Raw genomic sequence first — 23,228 nt, 5'->3', positions numbered from 1 at the left:
TGTAAAATTCGCGTTGCCAATTTGACCCCCTTTAAAAATGAGTGATTCGATAATTGGCAACAGCCTCACCCTTCATCAAGACCAAAAACGTAGAGCAACTAGGAAGTAACTATGTCAAGAAGACGCATTACCGTAATCCCAGGCGATGGAATCGGACCCAGTATTATTGAAAGCGCCGTACAGATCCTCGATAAAGTCGGTTGTGATTTTGAATACGATTACGCGCAAGCAGGCTTAATTGCTCTCGAACAAGATGGCAATTTGTTACCTGAAAAAACTCTAGAACTTATTGAACAAAATGGCATTACTTTAAAAGGCCCACTAACGACCCCCGTTGGTACCGGTTTTACTTCAATTAACGTGTCATTGCGTAAGAAATTTGGCTTATATGCAAACCTTCGTCCAGTTCATTCATTTGTTGGTACGAAGTCGCGCTACGAAAACGTTGACATTATTACTGTACGAGAGAATACCGAAGGTATGTATTCCGGCGTAGGTCAAATAGTGAGTGAAGATGGTAATAGCGCTGAAGCTAAAAGCATTGTTACTCGTGAAGGCGCACGTAAAATCGTAACTTTTGCCTATGAGCTAGCTCGTCGCGAAAACCGCAAAAAAGTAACTGCTGTTCATAAAGCTAATATTATGAAAAGCACATCAGGACTTTTCTTAGAAGTTGCACGTGAAGTCGCGGCTTTATATCCTGATATTGAAAGCGACGAAATGATTGTTGATGCAACTTGCATGAACTTAGTCATGTATCCAGAGCGTTTCGATGTGATTGTAACCACCAATCTATTTGGAGACATTGTCTCTGACCTATGTGCAGGTCTGGTTGGCGGTCTAGGTATGGCTCCTGGAGCAAATATCGGTGAGCAAGCGGCTATATTCGAAGCTGTTCATGGCAGTGCTCCAGATATTACGGGTCAAGATATTGCAAACCCAACCTCAGTCATTTTAGCGTCCATTCAAATGCTAGAATACTTAGGTATGAACGACAAAGCTGAGAAAATTAAGAATGCGGTAACAGAAGTTATTGCTAGTGGCGATCGAACTACCCGCGACTTAGGTGGCACAGCCGGCACAAAAGAGTTTACTCAATCAATTTTAGAACGTTTATAATTAATTGATTGTATCGTTGTTTAAGCCAGCTTCTAGCTGGCTTTTTTGTACCTAAAAAAAGTCGAAATTGCATATAAATCAAGTTTTTTTCCCCTACTTCGCTAAGCGGATCGCACTCTCAAAATAAGCTAATGTGATTAGTCAATTAAGTTGATGTATATCAATCAAAACCCTCTGTTTAGAGCTACATTTAAATAACAACAGTTCTACAAGCAGCTTTGTCAGCACTAGATGCTGTGCAGATCTGGCCTATCTATCAGGAGTCTGACTATGATTACTGTCGCCGATATAATGACCCAAAAACCACATATTGCTACCGTGGATACTAATCTCGAACAAGCGCTGAAAATTTGTCAAGAATTTAGAATTCGACATCTTCCGGTGGTAGACAAAGAACATCACCTATTGGGCTTGGTCAGTGAGCGCGACCTTCGCTCCGCGCAAGAGTCGAGTTTAGCTAAATTATCCAAAGAGCAGCGAAGTCAGCACCAGCGCAGCCATAGCCTTGACCAAATTATGGTTACCAAAGTCCATAGCGTGAATCCACATGCCAGCGTAGAAGACGCAGCCAGACATATAGAAAACCACCGTATCGGTTGTTTACCCGTCGTAGAAAAAGACAAATTAGTTGGCATTTTAACTGATAGTGATTTTGTCGGGGTGGCTATAACCTTGTTAGAAATGCAACGTGACCAAGAGCCCTTAATTCCAGACTAAGTTAAAGTCCTTTTATAAGTGTCGATTGCGAGCTATGCTTAAATGCTTGATACCTATAACGTGTTGAACTTAAGTGGGCACTGAAACCAAGCAATTACAGTGGCAAGAAAACTCAGAACAAACGGTTCTAAACGTTGCTGGCACTTGGAATTTTGAACAAGGCTTGCTCGACTTCGCTCAATTCAAACAAGAACTAGAAAGCAAGCCTAAACTTACTCACATAGTGTGTAACGCCAAATCGCTTGGTCCTTGGGACAGCTCATTAGTTAGTTTTCTTATTCAATTGGAAAGCTGTGTCGATGAGGTTAGCTATCAAAACTTTCCTAGTGGCGTTCTTCAGTTAAAACAGCTTGCCCAAGCGGTACCTAATTCGCAAACCAATGAAACACTTGCCCCTAGACCCAGTCTTACCGAGCGCCTGGGTCTAAGCGTAATTGAGTCATTGAAACAGTGCATGCATTTTTTAAGCTTTTGGGGCGAATGTGTTCTAAGTTTTGTTCGCTTCTTCCAAGGAAAGGCCAATTATCGTCGCAAAGACTTTCTTTACTTTTTGTATGATGCAGGTCCAGCTTCACTTCCTATCGTCACTCTGATAAGCCTACTAATAGGTATGATCATGGCCTTTGTAGGCGCAGTTCAGCTTGAGCGATTCAACGCTGGAATCTTTGTGGCGAGCATGGTGGGCTTCGCTATGGCGCGCGAAATGGCTGCTATGATGACAGCCATCATTATGGCTGGACGTACCGGTGCCGGTTACGCAGCGCAACTTGGCAGCATGCAGGTTAACGAAGAAATAGACGCCCTTAAAACAATGGGGATTTCAGCCTTTGACTACTTAGTTTTACCGCGCATGCTCGCATTAATGATTACCTTGCCACTGCTAACTATTTACGCCAATTTGATCGGTATTTTTGGCGGTGCTTTAGTCAGTACCTGGGTTATAGATGTGAGTTGGCAGCAATTTTGGGACACCATGCTCGATACTGTCGGTTTAGAAAACTTCATTATCGGCTTTGCGAAAAGCTGTGTATTTGGCGTAGTAGTTGCCTTAACTGGGTGTTACTGCGGTATGATTTCCGGTCGCAGTGCAACCGCCGTTGGTAAGGCCACAACCAGCGCGGTAGTGTTAGGTATCGTACTCATTATTAGTATGGATTCTATTATTAACTTTGTAAGCACCATGCTGGGAATATAAAGATGATTCAGTCGACAAGCGCACTGATCTCCTCCGAGGATCAAACCCACATCCAAGTTGACAATTTAACCTTGCGCTATGGTGATCGTTTAATTCAAGAAAACCTTAATTTTGAAATAAAACGCAAAGACATCTTTGTGATTATGGGTGGCAGTGGATGTGGAAAAAGTACCTTACTAAAGCACATGTTTGGTCTTCTCGAACCAGCCGAAGGCGACGTCCGTTTTAATGGTGTTAGTCTTTGGCAACAAGAGCTTGAAACTCGTCAAAAGATGATGCAACGCTTTGGGATTTCTTACCAAGCAGGTGCAATAATTAGCTCGCTTACCCTTGCCGAAAACATTGCCATGCCTTTGGAGTTGTATACTAAACTGTCCAAAGCAGAAATTTCTGAACTCGTAAGTCTCAAATTAATGATGGTTGGACTTGCCGGTTTTGAAGACTACTATTCATCTGAAATAAGTGGCGGTATGCTTAAAAGAGCCGCCTTAGCGCGAGCAATAGCTCTCGAACCTGAAGTGTTGTTTTTTGATGAACCTTCAGCCGGCCTTGATCCATTAAGTGCGCGAAATCTCGATGAGCTAATCTTGACCCTTAGTGATAGCCTCAATACTACAATCGTCATAGTGACCCATGAATTAGCTAGTATCTTCGCTATCGGCAGTAACTCGGTCTTTTTGGATGCTCAATCTAAAACAATGCTTACCACCGGTGACCCTAATTATCTTCTTAAAACTAGCAAAGATGCACGGGTACAGCGCTTTTTGCGTCGTGGCGACTATCAGCAACCAAAGGAAACAATATGAGCGATCAAAAACAAGCCAGAGCTATCGGCATCTTTACCCTGATTGCCTTGGTCATTATGGTTTTTGGTGTCTCTTTATTTGGCTCCAGTTCCTTTTTTAAAAATGAACTATCCTTTGAAATGATTTTCCCCGGAGATGTGAAAGGTTTAAGCGTTGGTGCCCCCGTTACCTTCCGTGGGGTGAAAGTTGGCGATGTTGAACGTATCGAATTCCACAATTCACCCAATACGGAAAATCAGCAATTAAACATTTTGGTCATCGCAAAGTTTTCTGAAAACAATAATGGTTTCCCGAAAATAGATGGTCTAAGCGAGTTTATTCGCCAGCAGATTGAACTAGGAATGGCTGCAAAGCTTGTAAGCGGTAGCCTAGTCACCGGTACCCTACAAATACAACTTGAATACTATAATGGTAACCGTGGCGTTACTCATCAATCTTTAAGTGGAAACTTAGTCGTGCCCACTGTGCCAAGCGATCTACAACAACTTACAGAGGTATTAACTAACTTTGCAGATCAATTCAAAGATTTACCGATTGGTGAAATCCTAGAGAATGTCAAAGATTTAAGCGCTAGTATTAATGCCTTAACTTCTAATGAAGATATAGGGCTGACTCTTAGGGATCTAGCCATTTCTGCGGCATCTTTACGCAGTTTTCTTTCTAATATCGAAGCTCGCTCCGATAGTATGTTACAAAAAGCTGACAATCTACTTGATAACAGCAATCAAATGACAAGTTCAATTTCTCAAACTTCAGATCAATATCGTATGCTTGCGCAAAGCGGCCAATCAAGCTTAAAAGAGCTAGACGTGTTGCTTCAATCCGCAAACGGTGCAATGCAAGAGCTTGAGAAGCAGGTAAAACCTAACTCGAATTTGAGCGTTAGTGTCATCAAAACAATGGGGTCAGTAGAGCGTGCGGCAAATCAAGTTCGCCAGCTTTCACAATCGCTCGAAAGAAATCCGGAGGCTATCATCGGTGGCCGCCAACGTTAACAAGGAAACATCATGATCAGCCAGACTCAGATTAAAAATTGCGCTATAGCACTCAGTCTTCTTGTGTTGTCGGCCTGTTCGATCACGCAGCCTTCAATTGATCCCGATTACTACTTATTGCAATCACAAGCACTCAATGAGACCACGGTCGATAGTTACTCAGCACAACAAGTGATTGTAATTGGGCCTTTACGTTTTGCGGACTATCTAATGCGTAGTTCGATTGTCGCTAAACACAGTGACGTGGAATATAACCCAGAGAAGTTCGAACAATGGGCCGGAAACATTGAAGACGAATTTCAAATAGCATTACTTAAAAACCTCGCCCAACAACAACAAGATAGTTTTTTTGTCCGCCACCCAGGCTTATTTTATGTCGGTAACGCCAAGAGTTTGAGCGTTGATGTTCTGCGCTTTGATGTAAACCAACAAGGACTTGCGCGTTTAGAAGCCCAATGGATATGGTTAGAGGCTAATGGAGATGTTAATGCTGTTGGAAATTTTTCGCAGACCTTACAGGCCAAAGACCTCAGTCGGGCCGGCGCAACTCAAGCGCTAAGTCAGCTTATCACCAGCTTCTCAGAGCGGGTCAGCCAAGACCATTGACAATCCTTGCAGGCAGACTACAATTTGCCTGCAACAATATATCAACAAAGCCAGATAGAATATAAAACCCCTCAAAAGTCTTTAACACGAATGATTATGCGTAAAAAACTAAATATGAGCGCATAAGCAGCCTTTTATGGTGATATTGCTCACAATATTAGCGAATCAAACTTCAGAAAGCTATCGGCTCAATGTATTGTATTACTATAACGCAAAACATAAGAGAAAAAACACTATGAAAATTACACCAATTGTTACAGCTTTGCTCAGTCTTGGCTTGTTATCAGCAACAGCTAACGCTGCTTCTATTGATTTTCGTCATCAATATAATAGCGAAAGTAAAAATCACTCTAGCCGTGTGAAAATGGGCAATACTTTTGACAATAACTTCAGTGTAAGTTTAGAAGTGAAATTCAAAGGCGAAGATCCAACAGACTTCATGAAAGGCCTTCAAAATAATGGTACTGAAATTGGCTTAGGTTATACCTACAAACTAAGTGACCAATGGGCGCTGCAACCAGGTATGCCTATCGAGTTCCGTGACAGCGGTACTACATTCAAACCGCAGCTGCGCTTAACCTACACTCCAGCGTCTATCGACGGTCTATCGTTAAGCGGTCGTTACCGTCTTGATGTTAAAAATGGAGCGCCAGATTATGAAAAGTATCGCCATCGTGGAACCTTTAACGCGGGTTATAAAATGGACCAGTGGAAGTTTGGCTATGAGTTTAACTACTACTATGCTGACGATGCCCAGTATACTTTGTATGACAATGGACGAACCAACTATGATCACAACGTAACCGCACACTACAGCATGGGTGATTGGACGCCATGGGTTGAGCTTGGTGATGTGTCAGTCGGTAAAGAGACTAGCAAGCGAGAACTTCGTTCGCGTGTAGGTATTGCTTACAAGTTTTAATTATCAGACAATAAGCGCTCTACGGAGCGCTTATTGTTTATCCTGCCCCATACCCATTCTAATCGCAAATGCTAGCTAAATTATTACTGCTCACTAGCTCATTGTTTCAAAATAGGCTTTATTTACCAATCAATAGCGCTATGACATGCCTTGTACCGTATTAAAAATCTACCTACTCATCCAAGCAAAGCACAATTCCTGAGCATTTTTCATGTAAAACTGTGAACTCATAGTACCTAGCATTAGAATTTCCGCTATCGTTCCTATAACTTTCAGGGTACAATTTTAAATAATTAAGTAGTATTTAAGGATTTGTATGAGCAAGGCTTTTAAATCAATAGAAGGCTCTTCGCGTAGCCTGCATCTGCAAGTCGCACGTGCAATAGCTAGAAAAATTCTCTCTGGAGACCTTCCCGAGGATGGCATAATTCCATCCGAAATGGATTTGTGTGAGCAATTCGGTGTCAGCCGAACCGCACTTAGAGAAGCAATCAAACTGCTAAACTCTAAAGGTCTGCTCGAGTCTAAGCCGAAAATCGGCACGCGCGTACGTCAACGTGAGCACTGGAATTTACTCGATGCACAATTGATCGACTGGATGGTTGGTATCGATAACACTGATAAAATCTATTGGGAGTTTTTATCATTACGTCGTGCTATTGAGCCTGAAGCCGCAGCGCTTGCCGCCCGCCATGCAAGTGTCGAGCAGCGTATGGCTTTGTCTGGCATTTTCCAAACCATGAGCAACATTGCATCGGGAATAGACCAAGAAAATCAGTGGTCTACAATTGACTTAGAGTTTCATCGTCAAATTTACTTGTCGACAGGCAACAGCTTTTTCTTGCCGTTTGCAAATGTACTAAGAACTATCTTTTTAGGGTTTATTGAGCATTCTTCCAAAGAAGGTGGAACCTGCATCGAAGAACACAAAGCTATCTACGAAGCGATTATGGCTGGGGATAGTGTTAAAGCCCGCCAAGCGAACTTAGATCTACTTAATGATAGTAATCACCGTTTACCGGATGAACATGCTGCTTAATCTTTAGTTTGAAGCACACTTAGGGCTCGCGAAAGTAAGCCCTTTTTATTGCCTGAATTTCCCTCCACGGTGTGCCTAAAGGTTGGGAAAAAGGATCAGAACAATGAACTCTAGCGCAACAATATGCGCTGATGATCAGTTAAATTCGCCACTGCTATCAAACATTATCATTAAAGTTCAGTGTCTTAAGGTTTGATGGAAATTCGTGCTAGCACTTGGGCTTGATAGTCTTGACGTCGCTGATATTTGTAATCTTTAGCCGTCTGAGGCAGTTGACTCACCTTCCCAGTTTCTAACCATGATTTTAAACGTTTAGCATCTTCCATATGTGTGTACTTACCAAAGGAATCTAAGGCCACAAATGCCACCTGTCGATTAGCCATTTCTGTACGCATAACCAAGCACCGGCCAGCATCATTGGTAAATCCTGTTTTACTTAAAGCAATGTCCCAGCTGTCTCTGGAAACCAAACGATTAGTATTACCAAAGCCTAGGCTATAGCGTGGTTTGCTGAATTGCGCTTGATGCGATTGGGTTGTACTTAGCTCACCAAGTAAAGGGTACTTCTTGCTGGCCTTAAGTAAGCGAACTAAGTCAGAGGCAGTTGATACATTTTCTGAAGATAGCCCGGTCGGTTCTACAAAATGACTACGATGCATGCCCAATTTTTTGGCAGTTTTATTCATATCTTGAATAAAGGCCCAATAGCCTTGAGGATAATGATGGGCCAAAGTAGCCGCAGCGCGGTTTTCCGACGACATTAAAGCCAACAACAACAGCTCACGACGTGACATGCTGCTACCCAAGCGTACTCGCGAGAAAACCTGCTGTGTTAAAAATGCTTGTTTGATGGTGACTTCAAGTTGCTCATCTAAATCTAAACCGGCATCTAACACCACGTACGCCGTCATCAATTTAGTAACCGAAGCAATTGGCATCACTTGATTTTCATTTTGCGCATGCAGCACTTGATTGGTACTAAGATCAACAAGTATCGAAGCCGAAGAAGCTAGCTCCTGATGGGTTGACGCCGCATGTGCGCCCATAGAAAAAGCAATTACGCTTAATCCAGCGTAGATAAAAGTTAAGAGCCTAAAGCTCACGTTTCGATACAACTTCATTGCCGATTGCGTCCCTTGCATTGCCCATTTAGGTATAAGCTCTCTAATATAGTAAAGCACATTTGTAACTAAGCTAGTGCTTAAAATTGAACATAGTTTCCGATGTATTCGAATATGTGATACTAACTAATTAAACCTATTTATTCATTTGCTCGATAATAGCGACAAGTTAATCAAACACATCGAGCATCACATGAAAAAATCTACTTTGGCACTACTTTTAGCCCTCGCTTCAACTGGCGCATTTGCGGCCGACACCACTCCAGCGGCGCAAGAGGAAGTCAATTATGGCGACCCTACCGCTAGTTTCTCTACGCTAGGTGTTAGCGCAAGTAAAGACACTACACAGCTCAATGGCATGATGGGCCTTGGCGCAAACATCTTTCAGCTAGACCTAGGTGCAGACAACAAGAAAGGCGATGTTAACTACCGTGGTCGTTACTTCCATGTGACCGACGGATTAGGCTACTCGGTTGACGTACTTGGCGATAAAAACAGTACCACAGCTTTAGCCGGAATGATTTATAAGTTCCAAGTCACTGATAATATTTCGATATTTCCAATGGCTTCACTAGGTTACACCGACACTAAAGCCAAAGGAGCAAATTCTACTTTGGCTCAAGCCGGTGTGTATGCGATGTACGGCTTTGATGACGGTCACTGGGTATACGCAAATCCAAAAACGACTTATCACGTAAAAAATAAGCAGTTTATCAATCAAGTTGAAGTAGGCGGCGGCCTCATGGTTGCTGACAAGGTTTCAGTTGGTGCGAAGATCGAATACACCGCCAAATATGGAAACCAACCAGAAGATACCGTTGCTTGGATCCAAGCCAACTATTACTTCTGATTTTGAATAGGCCTCTAAATCTGAGGCCTAGCCTAAACATTTAATGAGAGAATAACATGAACGCAAAAACTCTATTTTTGATTGCTGTATTTGGTAACAGCGCCGCTATAACTCAAGCCCTAGCCGTTTGTAACGACAGCGTCGGAGAAATGATTGATGGCGCTATTGTCGGCAGTGTTGTAGGTGGCGGTATTGGCGCTATTGCTGACGGAAAACAGGGCGCAAGCCGCGGCGCAGCTATTGGAGCTGCTGCAGGCGCAATTGATGGCTTAGTGCAAGGCGCAGTAAATGAAGAGCGCTGTAAACGCGCTTTTGATGACCTTGAATACGGTTTAATTGAAGATGATATCGAACAAGAAATAATTGCAGATGCGTTAATCGAAGATGCAATAATAGAAGACGCTATAGATGACAGCTTTAGTGATGAACTGTTCTACAATTAATGGTACTCACTAATTATTAAAATCTTACACTCGCTTAAAGGCCGCAACGTGAAAAAAATACCTCTTTCAATCATCAGTTTAACGATTGCTTCCGGCCTGCATGCTCCAAGCCATGCCAATTTCTTTGACCCTAATGATGGACAACTCGATCTTAGTCAATGGGTTTTGGATAACGCGACAGGATTCTTGCCCATACCTTTTGTTATCACCGAACCTGCAGTGGGAGTGGGTGGCGGTGCAGCCCTAATGTTTTTTCACGAGACTGACGAGCAAAAACAAGCCCGAAAACAAGATCCTGAGTCGGTCGAAGGTATTCCGCTTAGTGTCAGTGGATTAGTAGGAGCAGCGACTAGTAATGGCACTAAAATCTATGGTGGATTTCATTCTGGCAACTGGAAGGACGATCACATCCGCTATTTGGGTGGGCTCTTCCATGCTGATATTAATCTAAACTTCTATGAGCCCTCAAGCTCACTTGCAATACCACTAAATATTGCGGGTAATTATTTCTTCCAAGATATCGACTTCCGATTAGGTGATAGCCCTTGGTTTCTGGGGGCAGACTACTCATTTATGAGCTCTACAACAAAGCTTGAATTTGACGCTAATACCAGAATAGACGAACTAGTAAGCAATGATGCGGGTCTAGGTGTCAAACTCAGTTATGACTCTCGCGACCATTTGTTCTCTGCCCGTTCTGGTACCTTTGCTCGGCTGCAGGCTAAACGGTTTTCACCAAATCTCGGTGGCGACTTCGACTATCACAGTGAACACGCTTTCGTACAAAACTATCAACGTCTAGCCAAAAACTGGGGATTGGCACTTAGAGCGGACTATAAAGCTGCTTCCGACGGAGCACCCTTCTATGCGAAGCCCTATATTGATATGCGCGGTATGCCTGCGATGCGTTACCAAGGTGATGCGGTCGCATTGGCAGAGGCACAAGTGAGTTACGATATTAATACTCGCTGGACTGTTTTAGCATTTGCTGGCATAGGCTACCAAGACCTGCCTGAACAGCGCTTTAAAAATGCTGAACCACTCTATAGCCAGGGTGTTGGTGTTCGTTATCTAATCGCAAGGCAACTTGGATTACGCACTGGTGTTGATATTGCTAAAGGCCCTGAAGAATGGACGCTGAACATTCAATTCGGCAGCGCCTGGTAATCACTGGTATTGAATCTCGGCTGGTGAACTCTACCGCCCAATCCTGAACATTTAGTTATCGATAGGACGGTAGATATTCCAATACTAATGGGCGATTTCAAGCTTCGCGGAGGTTTCTTTCTTTGATAGCACCAAACTTGCGAGCAGCATCAAGGTTGAAATTGCCACAAAGATAAGCGCATCACGTATGCTATCGCACCCCAAGGTTAGCAATAAACAACAAGCACTAAGCATGCGTACCATGCGGGCTAAGTATTGATTTTGACGCCCGTCAACTGTCGCTTGCTCCTCCAAAGAAATAGGCGTCAACATATTGCTTTCAAATTGATTCAAACTTAAGCGGCGCTTCGATTTCGGCTCTTTATAGAACAGTTGGGTGCTTAAGAAAAATCCCCCCGTCACCAACACTTGCAATAACAAAGCGGTAATAACTTTCAAGTCAACTTGCTCCCGAGCCGTGAGTAACTCAGTCTCAAACCAAAAGCTATACCAACTGACATCAAACCCAAAATGAACAATACACGACACCAGCAAGCCAACCACCAAGGTTGCCCAGCCAGACCAATCGGGCGTTTTTAGCACCACAACAGCGAGAAGCGCCGGTATTGCTAAGGGCACTTGCAGTAGCGCTCCAAAAAGCATCATTAAATCAAAAAAACCGACACTTTCAAGGCTTGCAAAGAACAAAGCTGCCGCAGTTGCGAGTATACCGTTCACCAACGTCGCCGCTTTTGCTACCCACATTTTGCGTTTTTCGTCTTCACTGTTAGTCCAAAACACTTGATAAACATTGCGAACAAATATACCGGCATTACGATTCAAGGCGGTTGTCATCGGTGAAATGGTGGCTGCAATCATTGCCGCTAGCACTAAGCCTAGGACACCGGCGGGCATAAAGGTGTCGACAAAATAGAGGTAAGCAGCGTTGTTTGCTTCGCTACCTAAATTGGGATAAAGGCTCGCTAAGTCTATGTTCATAGTGGCGCTCACCCAGGGTGGGACAAACCACAAAACCGGCCCAATCAAGAACATTAATCCCGTAATAAACGCAGCTTTTTTGGCTTCGCGCTCATTCGTGGTCACTAAAAAACGATAACAGCTCATAGCGTTGTTGGTGCTAATACTCTGTTTGGTCAACACAACCGCTCCCCAGAGGATAAAGATCTGAGGGTAACTAACATTATTACCGGCAAGGCTTGGTGCAGGAAAATTACGCGCAAGCTCTATCGGCCCGCCAGCACCGATTAGTGCGACAATACCTATGGTCATGGTAATGGCCATCAACAAAATTAACTGAATTACATTAGTTGCAGAGACCGTCCATGAACCGCCGCTAACCGCAATAAAAGTCACCAATACCCCAACACCGATAATGGTATGGCTTAACTCTATTTGAAAGACCGCTGCTACAAAAATAGCCAGGCCATTAAGCCATATAGCAGCCGAAAGTGTGGTGAGAGGGAACTGTAACCAGGTATAGATTTGCTCTGATACCAGTCCAAAACGTTGGCGTATGACATCCATAGGCGTGTCGACACGTAATTTGCGAAAACGCTCAGCAAAAAACCAGGCCGCAATAAAGAAGCCAAGTGCGTTTCCCCAAAACAACATCAACACAGGGAATCCATCTTCGTAGGCTTTGGCAGCGGCCCCAGTGAAAGTCCAAGCACTGAACTGCGTCATAAATGCGGTGGCTCCAGCCATCCACCACATCATGGCTCCACCACCTTTAATATATTGTCCACTGTCCGTAGCAAACCGTTTAAAGGTTATTGCTGCACCTATAACAAATACAAAATAAGCAGCTACAACCCATAAGTCGATGCTATGCATGCTTCTCCTAATGGCGAATCAACTGAAACTAAAAAGCCTCGCAAGTGCGAGGCTAAAACTGAGGTAAAAACTAAAGCTAAGCGAAAACTTTAACTGGCCCCAGCCACTGATACTTTTGTCCATTAACAGTTAGCTGGTGATCAGCATTAACCGCGTCACCATCTTGATTGGATACAGCAACCATAACAACACGGCTGTTGGTCAGTTGCAGTTCAACTAAGGTTGCATAATCATCGCTATGCAACACGCTGACCGATTCAACTTGTCCGCGCGCGTCTGTACTGGCTTCAATGGCTTCATTAAAGTATCCATGAGTTTCAAATACATTTGCAAACACTTGGTTCTTACCGCGTTGACGCAATATAAGAACTGGCTCGCTACGTAAATTGAAGTCAGGATCATTGGCGCCAATGCGAGCAAAGATAACTTCACTATCCTTCGCTGCGCTGCTAACTAATGAGTAATAGCTATCACCCATCAACCACGACACTAAGCTTGAGTCTTTAACGCTACCACTGGCGACTTTCCAAAGGTGTTGATAACCTTGCGCATCTCCAAGTGGGTTCAGAACCGACTCCTGCTGATAGTCAAAGTCGGTGCGAATGATTTGGCCCTTAAAATGAACCGGGTAATCATAGCAATGCTCACTTTCACTCGTGAGTTTGAAAACATCCAGCACCAAAGGCTTTGTAAAACCAGGTAATTCAAACATTACCACTGAGCGTTGTTGGTTAACCCCATCGTAATAGTTTTGAACCCGGGCACTCATAGCCTGCAACTCTGTATCATCAGTAACAAAGAAGTGTTTCTCACCCCAACGCGCTTCTGCAGTGGCAGTATCGCCCTTGTTCTGTGACATTTGATCAACAACAACCGTGTTGTGAGCAATCGTTTGCTTCGCATAACTCTTATTTTGAGGAATGTAACGTCCCCCAAACTTCGGCTCAATATTTACCCAACGCCCATAGCCGTAATCTTGAGTAAATTCTTGCCCACGATTAAACAGGCTTAAATGCAAACCATCAAAGTGACCATGATCCAAAGCTGAATGCAATTTATGATCGCTACCGTGCTGTCCAAACCATAGCAATGCCATACTGTCATCTGATTTTGCATCGCGGTGACGCAAAATTGAAACGCCGCCACGTTCGCCTTGCGGACCATCGGTTAAGGACAAGCTTCCCCAGTTGAATCCAGGAATATCGGCTTGCGCAGCAACCGCGTCGGAAAGGCCTGCTCCACTGCTGTGAACCCAAACTTTGTTTTGATGTTTGGCCATCGCTAACAGATTCACGTCTTGGCTGTAGCGCTTAAAGCAAACATTGGTTGCAATCACGACGCCCTCATCTCGGATATCAATCGACTTCGATGAATCATTTAGCGCCGGCAGCACACCATTTGGGAACGCAGTCGACATCACTGCGTAGGTCGTGGTTTTAATGACTTGGTCTTTAAGCTCATAGATACCGATTTCTGGCTGGCGACGCTCGATAGCCTCAGCGAATAGATAAATTGGACGCAGCGAGAAACGATGGTAGTAAGGGCCTTCCATGTAATACCCATCAGGAGAGAACAGTTGCGTCAGTTGCGCAATAAATCCACCACTAACACTGTCGCCCTTAAGGCCATAAAGCGCCTTGTCGACACTGGCTTGGTCTTGTATGGCATAACCACAAACACCAACACCAGCAACTGCCCACAAACCGTGATTGTGAACAATATCAAAGTCTTCTGCATATACATCAACGAACAACTCGATCATCAACTTAAACAAGTCGTTCTCAATCGCATTGCGCTGCGATTCATCGAAGGTATGACGAATACATGAATAGGCGCAAGATGCATATAGCATCCACATATTTTCATTCAATGTTTGATGAAATAGACGGCCCGGAGGGTTGGAATCGCGACTGGTATTAAGCTCTAAAGTCGGATAAACACGAGCATACTCAAGTAACATTTGTTGAGCATAAGCCAAATAGCGAGGCTCTTCGGTGATTAAGTACAAACGACCCGCTAAGTCCAAATGAATGTAATTTTGCTTATGACGGTTATGCTCATAACCACCCGCTTCACCATGCCCAGGAATTTCAATTCCAATAGGCATATACGCTTCTAGGGCTGCAATTTCTAGCGCCAATGAGTTGCCGATTAGCGAATCTTGCCCTAAATGTTTGCGCAATTCTGCGGCTTCTTCAAAACTAATCAGTAATGGTTGGTAGCTCATGACTTAACCTCTTATCTTTTGAGTGGCTAGATGTCCGTTCCAGCTATAAATTGTATTGTTATATTCGATAGTATGTTGATGGTCGTTAGGCACCCCATGCAAATTACTTAACATCACCAACAGTTCGAAGGCGTCCCCGGCAATACTAATCAAACAAGCTTGTTCAGTATTAGCCAATACGGTAACTGATTTTACCTGTCCGCGAGCGTCGGTACTTGCTTCTATTGCTTCGTTAAAATAACCATGGGTTTCTAATACATTGGCAAAAACCGTCGAATTAGCTTCACGACGTAAAATGAAACTGGTTTCACTGCGCAAGTTAAATTGCGGGTCGTTGGCTCCACTGCGCGTAAAGATAATCTCATCGCCAGCCTGATTGGAACAAATCCACGTATAGTAGCTATTGCCCTGCAACCAGCTAAGTTCAGAACATCGCTCTTTATCGACTTCAGCGCTAGCAACATTCCATAGGTGTTGATAACCCGCATCATCACCTAGCGTTTTCAATTGGCTCTGAGACTGATATTCAAAATTGGTCCGAATAATTTGCCCCTGATACTGCAAAGCATAATCGTAGCAATGTTGTTCTTCACTACTTAATTGATAGACATCAAGTAATAGAGGCGAGTCAAATAACTCATCATTGATTAACGCCAAACTGCGCTGTTGTTTTACGCCTGGATAAAACTCATCTGCAATTGCGCTCATACCTTGTAATTTTGAATCATCGCCAACAAAGTAATGCGGTGTTCCGTGTTTGGCATCGGCGGTGGCAACATCAAATTGGTTTTGACAGCCTTGGTCTACGCTCACCAAGTTGTGTGCGATGGTTTGGCGCGCATACGATTTGTTCTCGTCTAGGTAGCGCCCACCAAATTTTGGCTCAACGTTTACCCAACGGCCAAAACCATATTCTTTCAAGACTTCTTGGCCGCGATTGAAAAAGCTGACACCCAAAGTATCAAAGTGACCATGGCCCATACCATGCTGACCATAATTCATCACCAGCTGGCTGATATCACCGCCTTTGGCTTGCATGCGTAAGAAACCTTGCGCCCCACGATCACCATTTGGCCCTTCGTTTAATTCAACGCTTGGCCATAAAGGCAGCTCTACCTTATCTTCTGATTGGTATGCATTTGATAATTCTAAGCCACAGCCATGTATCCAAACTTTTTGCTGAATTTTCGCAACCCCTAGTAACAAAGGATTTTGACCGTAATGACTATAAGCCAAGCTAACGGCAACAATCACACCTGCATCACAGATATCCATACTTAAAGAGGCGTCGTTAAGTGCTGGAAATACACCATTTGGATATGCCGTCGCTAACATCGCATTGATTGTCTTACCAATAACTTGATCTTTATAGTTAAAAATATCCAGTTCAGGTCGATGGCGGCCAATGACCTCGGCGAAAAGACAAAGTGGGCGGATAGCGTAACGATGGTAATAAGGCCCTTCCATATAGTATCCAGAAGGCGCAAACAGTTTTGCAATTTGCGCCAGGAAACCACCGGTTTCATCATCACCAGCTAAGCCATGAACAGATAACTCCATCCACTTATCTTCGCCTATTGCTAGCCCACAAATACCAACCGCAGCAACAGCCCATAAACCGTGATTATGGATGCGGTCAAAATCATGGCCATACTTAACTACCGACATTTCAAGCAAAGGTCTAAATAGACCTTCGATGATCCGTTCACGCTGCTCTTCACTCAAATACCTTGAGATACAGCTATAGCCAAGGCTGCTATAGAGCAAAAAAACATGCTCATTTAAAATCTGATGAAACAAGCGTCCAGTAGGATTGGTATTGCGTTGAATATGGTAATCGAGCGTCAAATATACATCTGCATAACCTAACAGAAGTTGCGCTGCGTACTCAGCATAACGCTCTTCACCAGTAATAAGGAATAGACGCCCAGCTTGATTAATATACTGATAGTTAAGCTTATGTTTATTGTGCTCATAGCCGCCAGCCTCACCATGGCCTGGGATCTCTATTGGCGAGCTCATATAATTTAACGTATCATTAACCATTGTGTTAAGACTTAGCCCCATAAGGCTATCTTGGCCAAGTTCTTTGGCTAAGAGTTCTACTTCGTTACGATTTAGTAAAATTGCTTCTGCAGTTTGATGCATCCGAACCTCGCTCAACTCATTTGCAGTTATTGTAATACAAAAGAACGCAAGAACTAAATATATTTGATAATATTAGTGAGGATAATCACATTAATGTCAAAAAGTTCTTATATTTCTATGCATTACCAGTAGTGGCGCAAAAAACAAGTGAACGATGCGTTATCTAGATGGGTTAAATAGTCAAAAATAAATGACGAAAAAACACGACTCAGATCACACATTAATATATATTGTATTATAAATAAGATTTTCTACGCGTACACTTGAATCATATTACAAGTTACTTGTAACCCTAAAGATTTTAAAAGTTGTTTATTAGAGGCAAAATATGAATATAGACATAATAGTCGTTCTCGCCTACTTCGTGTTCTTAATCGCGATTGGCTGGATGTTCCGGAATTTTTCAACGTCAACTAGCGATTACTTTCGTGGGGGCGGTAAAATGCTTTGGTGGATGGTGGGTGCTACAGCATTTATGACCCAGTTCTCGGCCTGGACCTTTACTGGCGCCGCGGGTAAAGCCTTCACGGATGGTTTCGCAATTGTAATTCTGTTTTTAGCCAACGCGTTTGGTTACTTCCTTAATTATGTCTATTTTGCTCCTAAGTTCCGCCAACTGCGTGTGGTGACAGCTATCGAAGCGATTAAGAAACGTTTTGGACGTACCTCTGAGCAATTTTTCACTTGGGGTAGCATGCCCGATAGCATCATCTCTGCAGGTGTATGGCTAAATGGTTTGGCAATCTTCGTGGCTGCTGTATTTAACATCCCTATGGATTACACCATCATCGCAACTGGCCTAGTTTTATTGCTGATGGCAGTAACTGGCGGTTCTTGGGCGGTTGTGGCATCTGACTTCATGCAAATGTTGGTCATCATGGCGGTAACAATTACTTGTGCTGTTGCAGCTTACTTCCATGGCGGCGGCATCACCAACATCGTTGACAACTTTAACGGCAACTTCATGATGGGTAGCGATCTTAACTACGTGAGCATCTTCATCTTGTGGATTGTGTTTATCTTTGTGAAACAGTTTGGTGTGATGAATAACAGCATCAACGCTTACCGCTACCTGTGTGCCAAAGATAGTGAGAACGCCCGTAAAGCTGCTGGCCTTGCGTGTATTCTGATGATTATCGGTCCAATCATTTGGTTCTTGCCACCATGGTATATGAACGCTTTTTATCCAGACTTTGCACAACCCTTTGTCGAAAGCATGGGTAACAAAGCTGGTGACGCTGCATACCTAGCCTTTGTTCAAAAAGTAATGCCTTCAGGTATGGTTGGTTTGCTAATGGCTGCAATGTTTGCTGCAACCATGTCGTCTATGGACTCAGGTCTTAACCGTAACGCTGGTATCTTTATCCGTAACTTCTACTCGCCAATTATCCGTAAAGATAATGCTAGCGAGAAAGAACTGATGCTTGCTAGTCGTATAGCTACTGTTGCAATGGGCTTCATCATTATTGCTATTGGTATCTTTATCAACTCACTGAAGCACCTAAGTCTATTTGATATCGTGCTTAATATCGGCGCATTAATAGGCTTCCCAATGTTGATACCTGTACTACTGGGTATGTGGGTACGTAACACGCCAGATTGGTCGGGTTGGGCAACACTTATCGTTGGTGGCTTGGTTTCATACATCTTTGGTATTGCGCTAACTGCGGACGACATTCAAAACTGGTTTAATCTTGAAACGCCATTGTCTGGTCGTGAATGGTCAGATCTAAAAGTTGGCCTGAGCTTAGCTGCGCACGTTGTGATCACTGGTGGTTTCTTCTTGCTTACATCACGCTTTTATAAAGGTCGTACTCCAGAGCGACAAGCCGAAGTTGACGAGTTATTCCATGATTGGAACACACCCGTTGTATCAAGCGGTGAAGAGCAACAAAACCTTGATACTAAACAACGCTCATTGCTAGGCAATCTAATCAGCACAGCTGGCTTCGGTATTATCACGATGGCACTTATTCCTAATGAGCCAAGTGGTCGCCTATTGTTTGTTTTATGTGGTGCGATGGTGTTGACTGCTGGGATCTTGCTAATACAAGCGTCTCGTAAGCCTGCCTCACCGCAAGCAGCCGCTTAACAACACAATTCCCAGGGGCGATGTTTCGCCCCTTTTCAATTTTAGAGGTTTATATGTCAGTATTTTTCCTACAAGACCAAACACCTTGGACTGAGCTTGGTGATGGTATTCGCCGTAAAATCATCGCAACCACCAACGAAATGATGGTTGTATATGTGCATTTTGATAAAGGCGCTGTTGGTACACCACACACCCATGAGATCCACGATCAAGTAGGCTACGTTGCAGCCGGTAGTTTCGAAGCGATGATTGATGGTGAGAAAAAAGTTCTCCAAGTTGGCGACGCATACATCGCACGTAAACTCGTTGAACATGGCGCGGTTGCGCTGGAGCAAGATAGCGTGTTGATTGATATTTTCAATCCTCCCCGCGAAGACTTTTTGTCTTAAGATAGACTATTAAATAGCTGCTTAGTACCTGCGGCTATATTAAAAAACCGCTTTAATGCGGTTTTTTTGTGTCTATGATTTGAAGCTCCTGAGGACATTAAAGAGATCGCGCAGCCCTTGAGGCTTGATCGTAAAAACCAGACAAAGTACGCATTAAAGTCGCCACTTCACCAAGTTGGTCATGAATGTTCATTTTACCGAGCACTTCAACTAAGCACTGCTCACGAATATCACGATAGGATAGGCAGAATTCTTTGCCCTGCTCGGTTACCAAGTAGTACGTATCTTTGCCACTTCGTTTACTGGTCACTAAACCACGTTTAACCAATTTTCGCACAGAATAAGATACATTGTGAATGTCTTCGATGTTAAGAATAAACGCCACATCCGCAATCCGCTTAGGACGTTCTCGATGGTGTAAGTTATGAACTACCAATATATCTAAAGGACTTAAATCCGAAAACTCAGATGTAGCACTGCACGCTAGCATCCATCGTTGAAAAGCGTTATTAACCATGGTCAACGCATACTCAAACTCGCTTAAAGTCATCGCTTCATCGCTAGCCAAATGAGCAGACGATACGATGGGCAAATGTGCAGGTTTTTTGGGATTAGTCATCTTTATCCTTCCATCATGGTCATGGGTAACCAAGTAACAATTTCCGGTACTAAGGTTACCAAAAGAACCGCTAACATCAGTAGTAAGAAAAACGGTATTGCAGCTTTGGCGACATATAGAATATCGCGACCAGTTAAACTTTGAATGACAAACAGGTTAAAGCCTACCGGAGGTGTGATTTGCGACATCTCTACCACTAGCACAATGTAAATTCCAAACCAAAGCGGATCAATTCCAGCTTGGATAACCATGGGCAAGACAACTGATGTGGTCAACACAACCACAGAAATCCCATCTAAAAAACAGCCCAGTATCACAAACAAGATCGTCAAATAGAACAACAACATATAGGGCGACAGCTCTAACAAGGCTATTTCTTCGGCCAGCATTCTAGGTAGGCCAATAAAACCCATTGCTACGGTAAGAAACGCAGCCCCCGCCAGAATGAATAGAATCATACATGAGGTTTTAACCGCCCCCATGAGACTGCTCATAAAGCTTTGTTTAGTCAGCGAGCCACTACTAAGGGCAAGCGCTAAAGCCCCGATGACTCCAAATGCTGCGGCTTCTGTAGGTGTAGTAAGGCCGGCATATATCGAACCGAGTACAAATACTACCAGTATTCCAACCGGTACTAAGCGGCGTAATCCAGCTAGTTTTTGCTGCCAAGAGTAAACGACCTTGGTTTGTGGTACGCGGCTGGGATTGCGTTTGGACCACAAAACCGTATAACCCATGAACATGAGCACTAACATTAAACCCGGCAGTGCACCTGCGATAAACAAACGTGCAATAGAAACTTCAGCTGCGACGCCGTAAACGATCAAAATGATAGAAGGTGGGATGAGCAAACCTAGCGTTCCCGAACCAGCAAGCGTCGCAATCGCCATTTTATCATCGTAGCCTTGCCGCTTAAGCTCAGGTAATGTCATTTTACCGATAGTAGCAGCGGTGGCTGCTGACGAGCCCGAAACCGCCGCAAACATACCGCAGCTTAATATATTTACATGTAATAATTGACCCGGAAGTCGACTTAGCCAGGGAGTGAGCCCCTCAAACAAGTCTTTGGATAAGCGAGTTCGAAACAGTATTTCCCCCATCCAAATAAACAGTGGTAAGGCGGCTAAAGACCAATCTGATATAGCCCCCCAAGTGGATGTTGCATAGATAAGACCAAAGGCATCGTTACCCAACAAAATCATGCCGCACAGCGCAACAACTAACAACGACAAAGCGACCCACATGCCACTTGCAAGCACTAACAGGAGAACAACTAGCAAACACAAACCAATCAACAATTCGCTCATGCTTGCTTACCTTTCGTTATCCGCTCCTGCCCCAAACCTTCGATAGCATTACCATCGGCAATGGATTCTTCTTCAGATTTTGGAATGCGTTTCCCATATGCAAAATGACAAAAACTTAAATCAAGCAGCGCGATGGTAAAAATACACATGCCAATCGCGACCGGTAACTGAACCAGCCACAACGGTAATGGCAGATAACCTGAAGTCACTTCTTCAAACTGCCAAGACTCCCAAACCATGTAACACAGTTGATAGCATAGATAGCTAACCAAAATACTAGATAAAATTAACACCAAGCGCTCAACACCTTTCGACTTTGCATGTGTTAATCGAGAGGTGAAAAGACTTACTCGTATATGGCCGCCCGCTTGCAGGGTGTAAGCAAGTGCCATAAAGCAACTTGCTGCCAACATAAAGCCGGCAATGTCGTCGCTAGAAGGCACCACAATACCAAACCATCTGCCGACTACCCTTGCTAAGATCAGTAAGCAGATTGCAATAATGCAGCAGCCAGAGACTAGCCCTGCCAAGTGGTACATCCGGTCTAGCATACGTCGCATTGCCGAGCTCCATTCATCATTTTACTTAGTCTTCTATCTACAAAAATGTTTACTAGGGTTGGTAAGCTTTAAGGATCATCGCTCCGTCGTCACCCGCTTCGGTCGACCATTCCTGGGCCATAACTTTGCCAATATCTTGCAAAGATTGAGTTAGCTGTGCACTCGGCGCTGAAACGGTCATGCCATTGTCGGCAAGGGCTTGCGTTTTGGTTACTGTTTCTTGCTCAGCCATTGTCCAACCGCGATCTTCTGCAACTTTAGCCGCATCTAACAAGGCCTTTTGACTCGCATCATCTAAACGTTTGAAAGCCCGCTTGTTCACAACAACCATGTTCTTGGGGATCCAAGCTTGCACATCAGTGTAGTGTTTTACGTAATCCCATGATTGGCTGCTAACGCCGGTGGTAGGAGACGTCATCATCATGTCAATAATTCCCGTCGAAAATGCTTGCGGGATTTCGACGGTTTGTACCGTTGTTGGAGAGGCATCGAGTAACACTGCTAAACGGGATAATGTTGAACTATAGGCGCGCATTTTGGCGCCTTTCAGATCTTCAATGGAATCAACGGGACCTTTACTGTAGATCCCTTGAGGTGGCCACGGCACTGAAAACAACAACATCATTCCTTCGCTGTCTAGTTTCTTTTCAATTGCAGGCTTAGATGCAAGATAGAGACTTTTTGCTTGTTCAAAGTTGGTGGCTAGAAACGGTAAGTTATCTAATTTGAAAACCGGATCACTATTTCCTAAAATTCCGATAAACATCTCACCCATAGGGACTTGTCCGGTTCGTACGGCGCGTGAGATTTCTTTATGCTTAATCAGCGAAGCCCCAGCATGTACCACAATTTCAAAGTCACCCGACGTCGAGCTGTTAATATCCTCGGCAAATTGACGAATATTTTGGGTATGGTGAGTTGCATCAACGTAGGGCGTTGCCATATCCCAGCGAGTGCCAGCTATAGCACTGGTAGCGCTAACGGCAGCGAGTGCGAATATTGCTTTGGTAAGTATCTGTTTCATGTGATATTCCCTTACTTGGTAATCGGGCTCTAGGGCTTCCTGTCAAAGA

At 43.8% G+C, this 23,228-nt stretch carries 21 protein-coding genes; 13 read left to right on the top strand and 8 right to left on the bottom strand.

Going from position 1 to position 23,228, the window contains the following annotated elements:
• Positions 1-111 precede the first annotated feature (111 nt).
• The 8 genes from DBZ36_RS12775 to DBZ36_RS12740 all read left to right on the top strand — a co-directional run bounded on the left by DBZ36_RS12775 (position 112) and on the right by DBZ36_RS12740 (position 7,399).
• Entirely contained in the window at positions 112-1,119 is a 1,008-nt protein-coding gene (locus DBZ36_RS12775) for an isocitrate dehydrogenase (RefSeq protein ID WP_120355328.1), read from the top strand.
• A gap of 270 nt (positions 1,120-1,389) precedes the next feature.
• Complete coding sequence (locus tag DBZ36_RS12770) at positions 1,390-1,836, top strand: CBS domain-containing protein (RefSeq protein WP_158589096.1); 447 nt, start codon at positions 1,390-1,392, stop codon at positions 1,834-1,836.
• 73 nt (positions 1,837-1,909) lie between these two features.
• Positions 1,910-3,031, top strand: coding sequence for an MlaE family ABC transporter permease (locus DBZ36_RS12765; protein ID WP_120355326.1), 1,122 nt, complete (start codon positions 1,910-1,912; stop codon positions 3,029-3,031).
• 2 nt (positions 3,032-3,033) lie between these two features.
• On the top strand, positions 3,034-3,837 hold the full coding sequence (locus tag DBZ36_RS12760; RefSeq protein ID WP_120355325.1) for an ABC transporter ATP-binding protein: 804 nt from the start codon (positions 3,034-3,036) through the stop codon (positions 3,835-3,837).
• Positions 3,834-4,832: an MlaD family protein gene (locus DBZ36_RS12755; RefSeq protein ID WP_120355324.1), complete on the top strand. Its 999-nt coding sequence runs from the start codon at positions 3,834-3,836 to the stop codon at positions 4,830-4,832. Before DBZ36_RS12760 ends, DBZ36_RS12755 begins: the two co-directional genes overlap by 4 nt.
• Before the next feature lie 12 nt (positions 4,833-4,844).
• Positions 4,845-5,438, top strand: coding sequence for a PqiC family protein (locus tag DBZ36_RS12750; protein ID WP_120355323.1), 594 nt, complete (start codon positions 4,845-4,847; stop codon positions 5,436-5,438).
• A 235-nt stretch (positions 5,439-5,673) separates the two neighbouring features.
• Positions 5,674-6,360: an oligogalacturonate-specific porin KdgM family protein gene (locus DBZ36_RS12745; protein WP_120355395.1), complete on the top strand. Its 687-nt coding sequence runs from the start codon at positions 5,674-5,676 to the stop codon at positions 6,358-6,360.
• 316 nt (positions 6,361-6,676) lie between these two features.
• A complete protein-coding gene (locus DBZ36_RS12740; RefSeq protein WP_120355322.1) occupies positions 6,677-7,399 on the top strand; it encodes a FadR/GntR family transcriptional regulator in 723 nt (240 codons plus the stop codon).
• A gap of 185 nt (positions 7,400-7,584) precedes the next feature.
• On the opposite strand, the gene pbpG is transcribed toward DBZ36_RS12740, so the two are convergent.
• Positions 7,585-8,520: a D-alanyl-D-alanine endopeptidase gene (gene pbpG, locus DBZ36_RS12735; protein ID WP_120355321.1), complete on the bottom strand. Its 936-nt coding sequence runs from the start codon at positions 8,518-8,520 to the stop codon at positions 7,585-7,587.
• A gap of 193 nt (positions 8,521-8,713) precedes the next feature.
• Here pbpG and DBZ36_RS12730 point away from each other — a divergent pair, with 193 nt between their 5' ends.
• From DBZ36_RS12730 to DBZ36_RS12720, 3 genes are read left to right on the top strand one after another with little or no spacing between them, the layout of a single operon-like run.
• Positions 8,714-9,370, top strand: a complete 657-nt coding sequence (locus tag DBZ36_RS12730) for a hypothetical protein (protein ID WP_120355320.1) — start codon at positions 8,714-8,716, stop codon at positions 9,368-9,370.
• Between the two features lie 56 nt (positions 9,371-9,426).
• Positions 9,427-9,813, top strand: a complete 387-nt coding sequence (locus DBZ36_RS12725) for a hypothetical protein (RefSeq protein ID WP_120355319.1) — start codon at positions 9,427-9,429, stop codon at positions 9,811-9,813.
• Positions 9,814-9,861: 48 nt separating this feature from the next.
• The gene (locus DBZ36_RS12720; RefSeq protein WP_199711861.1) at positions 9,862-10,980 is read left to right on the top strand and encodes a BamA/TamA family outer membrane protein; all 1,119 of its coding nucleotides are present in this window, start codon (positions 9,862-9,864) and stop codon (positions 10,978-10,980) included.
• 84 nt (positions 10,981-11,064) lie between these two features.
• Here DBZ36_RS12720 and DBZ36_RS12715 read toward each other — a convergent pair whose 3' ends face one another.
• The 3 genes from DBZ36_RS12715 to DBZ36_RS12705 all read right to left on the bottom strand — a co-directional run bounded on the left by DBZ36_RS12715 (position 11,065) and on the right by DBZ36_RS12705 (position 17,188).
• Positions 11,065-12,813 carry a sodium:solute symporter family transporter gene (locus DBZ36_RS12715; RefSeq protein ID WP_120355318.1) on the bottom strand — a complete coding sequence of 583 codons (1,749 nt, stop codon included), beginning with the start codon at positions 12,811-12,813 and terminating at the stop codon, positions 11,065-11,067.
• Between the two features lie 76 nt (positions 12,814-12,889).
• Positions 12,890-15,040 carry a heparinase II/III domain-containing protein gene (locus DBZ36_RS12710; protein ID WP_120355317.1) on the bottom strand — a complete coding sequence of 717 codons (2,151 nt, stop codon included), beginning with the start codon at positions 15,038-15,040 and terminating at the stop codon, positions 12,890-12,892.
• A 3-nt stretch (positions 15,041-15,043) separates the two neighbouring features.
• Positions 15,044-17,188 (bottom strand): heparinase II/III domain-containing protein, encoded by a 2,145-nt coding sequence (locus DBZ36_RS12705; protein ID WP_120355316.1) that lies wholly within the window; start codon positions 17,186-17,188, stop codon positions 15,044-15,046.
• A 328-nt stretch (positions 17,189-17,516) separates the two neighbouring features.
• Between DBZ36_RS12705 and DBZ36_RS12700 the strand changes: the two genes are divergently transcribed.
• Positions 17,517-19,280 (top strand): sodium:solute symporter family protein, encoded by a 1,764-nt coding sequence (locus tag DBZ36_RS12700; protein WP_120355315.1) that lies wholly within the window; start codon positions 17,517-17,519, stop codon positions 19,278-19,280.
• A gap of 53 nt (positions 19,281-19,333) precedes the next feature.
• Positions 19,334-19,669, top strand: coding sequence for a cupin domain-containing protein (locus DBZ36_RS12695; protein WP_120355393.1), 336 nt, complete (start codon positions 19,334-19,336; stop codon positions 19,667-19,669).
• A gap of 97 nt (positions 19,670-19,766) precedes the next feature.
• Here the strand turns inward: DBZ36_RS12695 and DBZ36_RS12690 are convergent, their stop codons facing one another.
• From DBZ36_RS12690 to DBZ36_RS12675, 4 genes are read right to left on the bottom strand one after another with little or no spacing between them, the layout of a single operon-like run.
• Entirely contained in the window at positions 19,767-20,288 is a 522-nt protein-coding gene (locus DBZ36_RS12690; protein ID WP_120355314.1) for a winged helix DNA-binding protein, read from the bottom strand.
• A gap of 2 nt (positions 20,289-20,290) precedes the next feature.
• Entirely contained in the window at positions 20,291-21,595 is a 1,305-nt protein-coding gene (locus tag DBZ36_RS12685; protein WP_120355313.1) for a TRAP transporter large permease, read from the bottom strand.
• Complete coding sequence (locus DBZ36_RS12680; protein ID WP_120355312.1) at positions 21,592-22,155, bottom strand: TRAP transporter small permease; 564 nt, start codon at positions 22,153-22,155, stop codon at positions 21,592-21,594. The genes DBZ36_RS12685 and DBZ36_RS12680 overlap by 4 nt, the downstream gene beginning before the upstream one ends.
• A 52-nt stretch (positions 22,156-22,207) precedes the next feature.
• Positions 22,208-23,179, bottom strand: coding sequence for a TRAP transporter substrate-binding protein (locus DBZ36_RS12675; protein WP_120355311.1), 972 nt, complete (start codon positions 23,177-23,179; stop codon positions 22,208-22,210).
• Positions 23,180-23,228 lie beyond the last annotated feature (49 nt).

Origin of the sequence: Alginatibacterium sediminis (assembly GCF_003610775.1) — a bacterium.
Lineage (GTDB): Bacteria > Pseudomonadota > Gammaproteobacteria > Enterobacterales > Celerinatantimonadaceae > Alginatibacterium > Alginatibacterium sediminis.
Note: the sequence above shows the minus strand (reverse complement) of the source record. Positions and strands in the feature narration are given on the sequence as shown.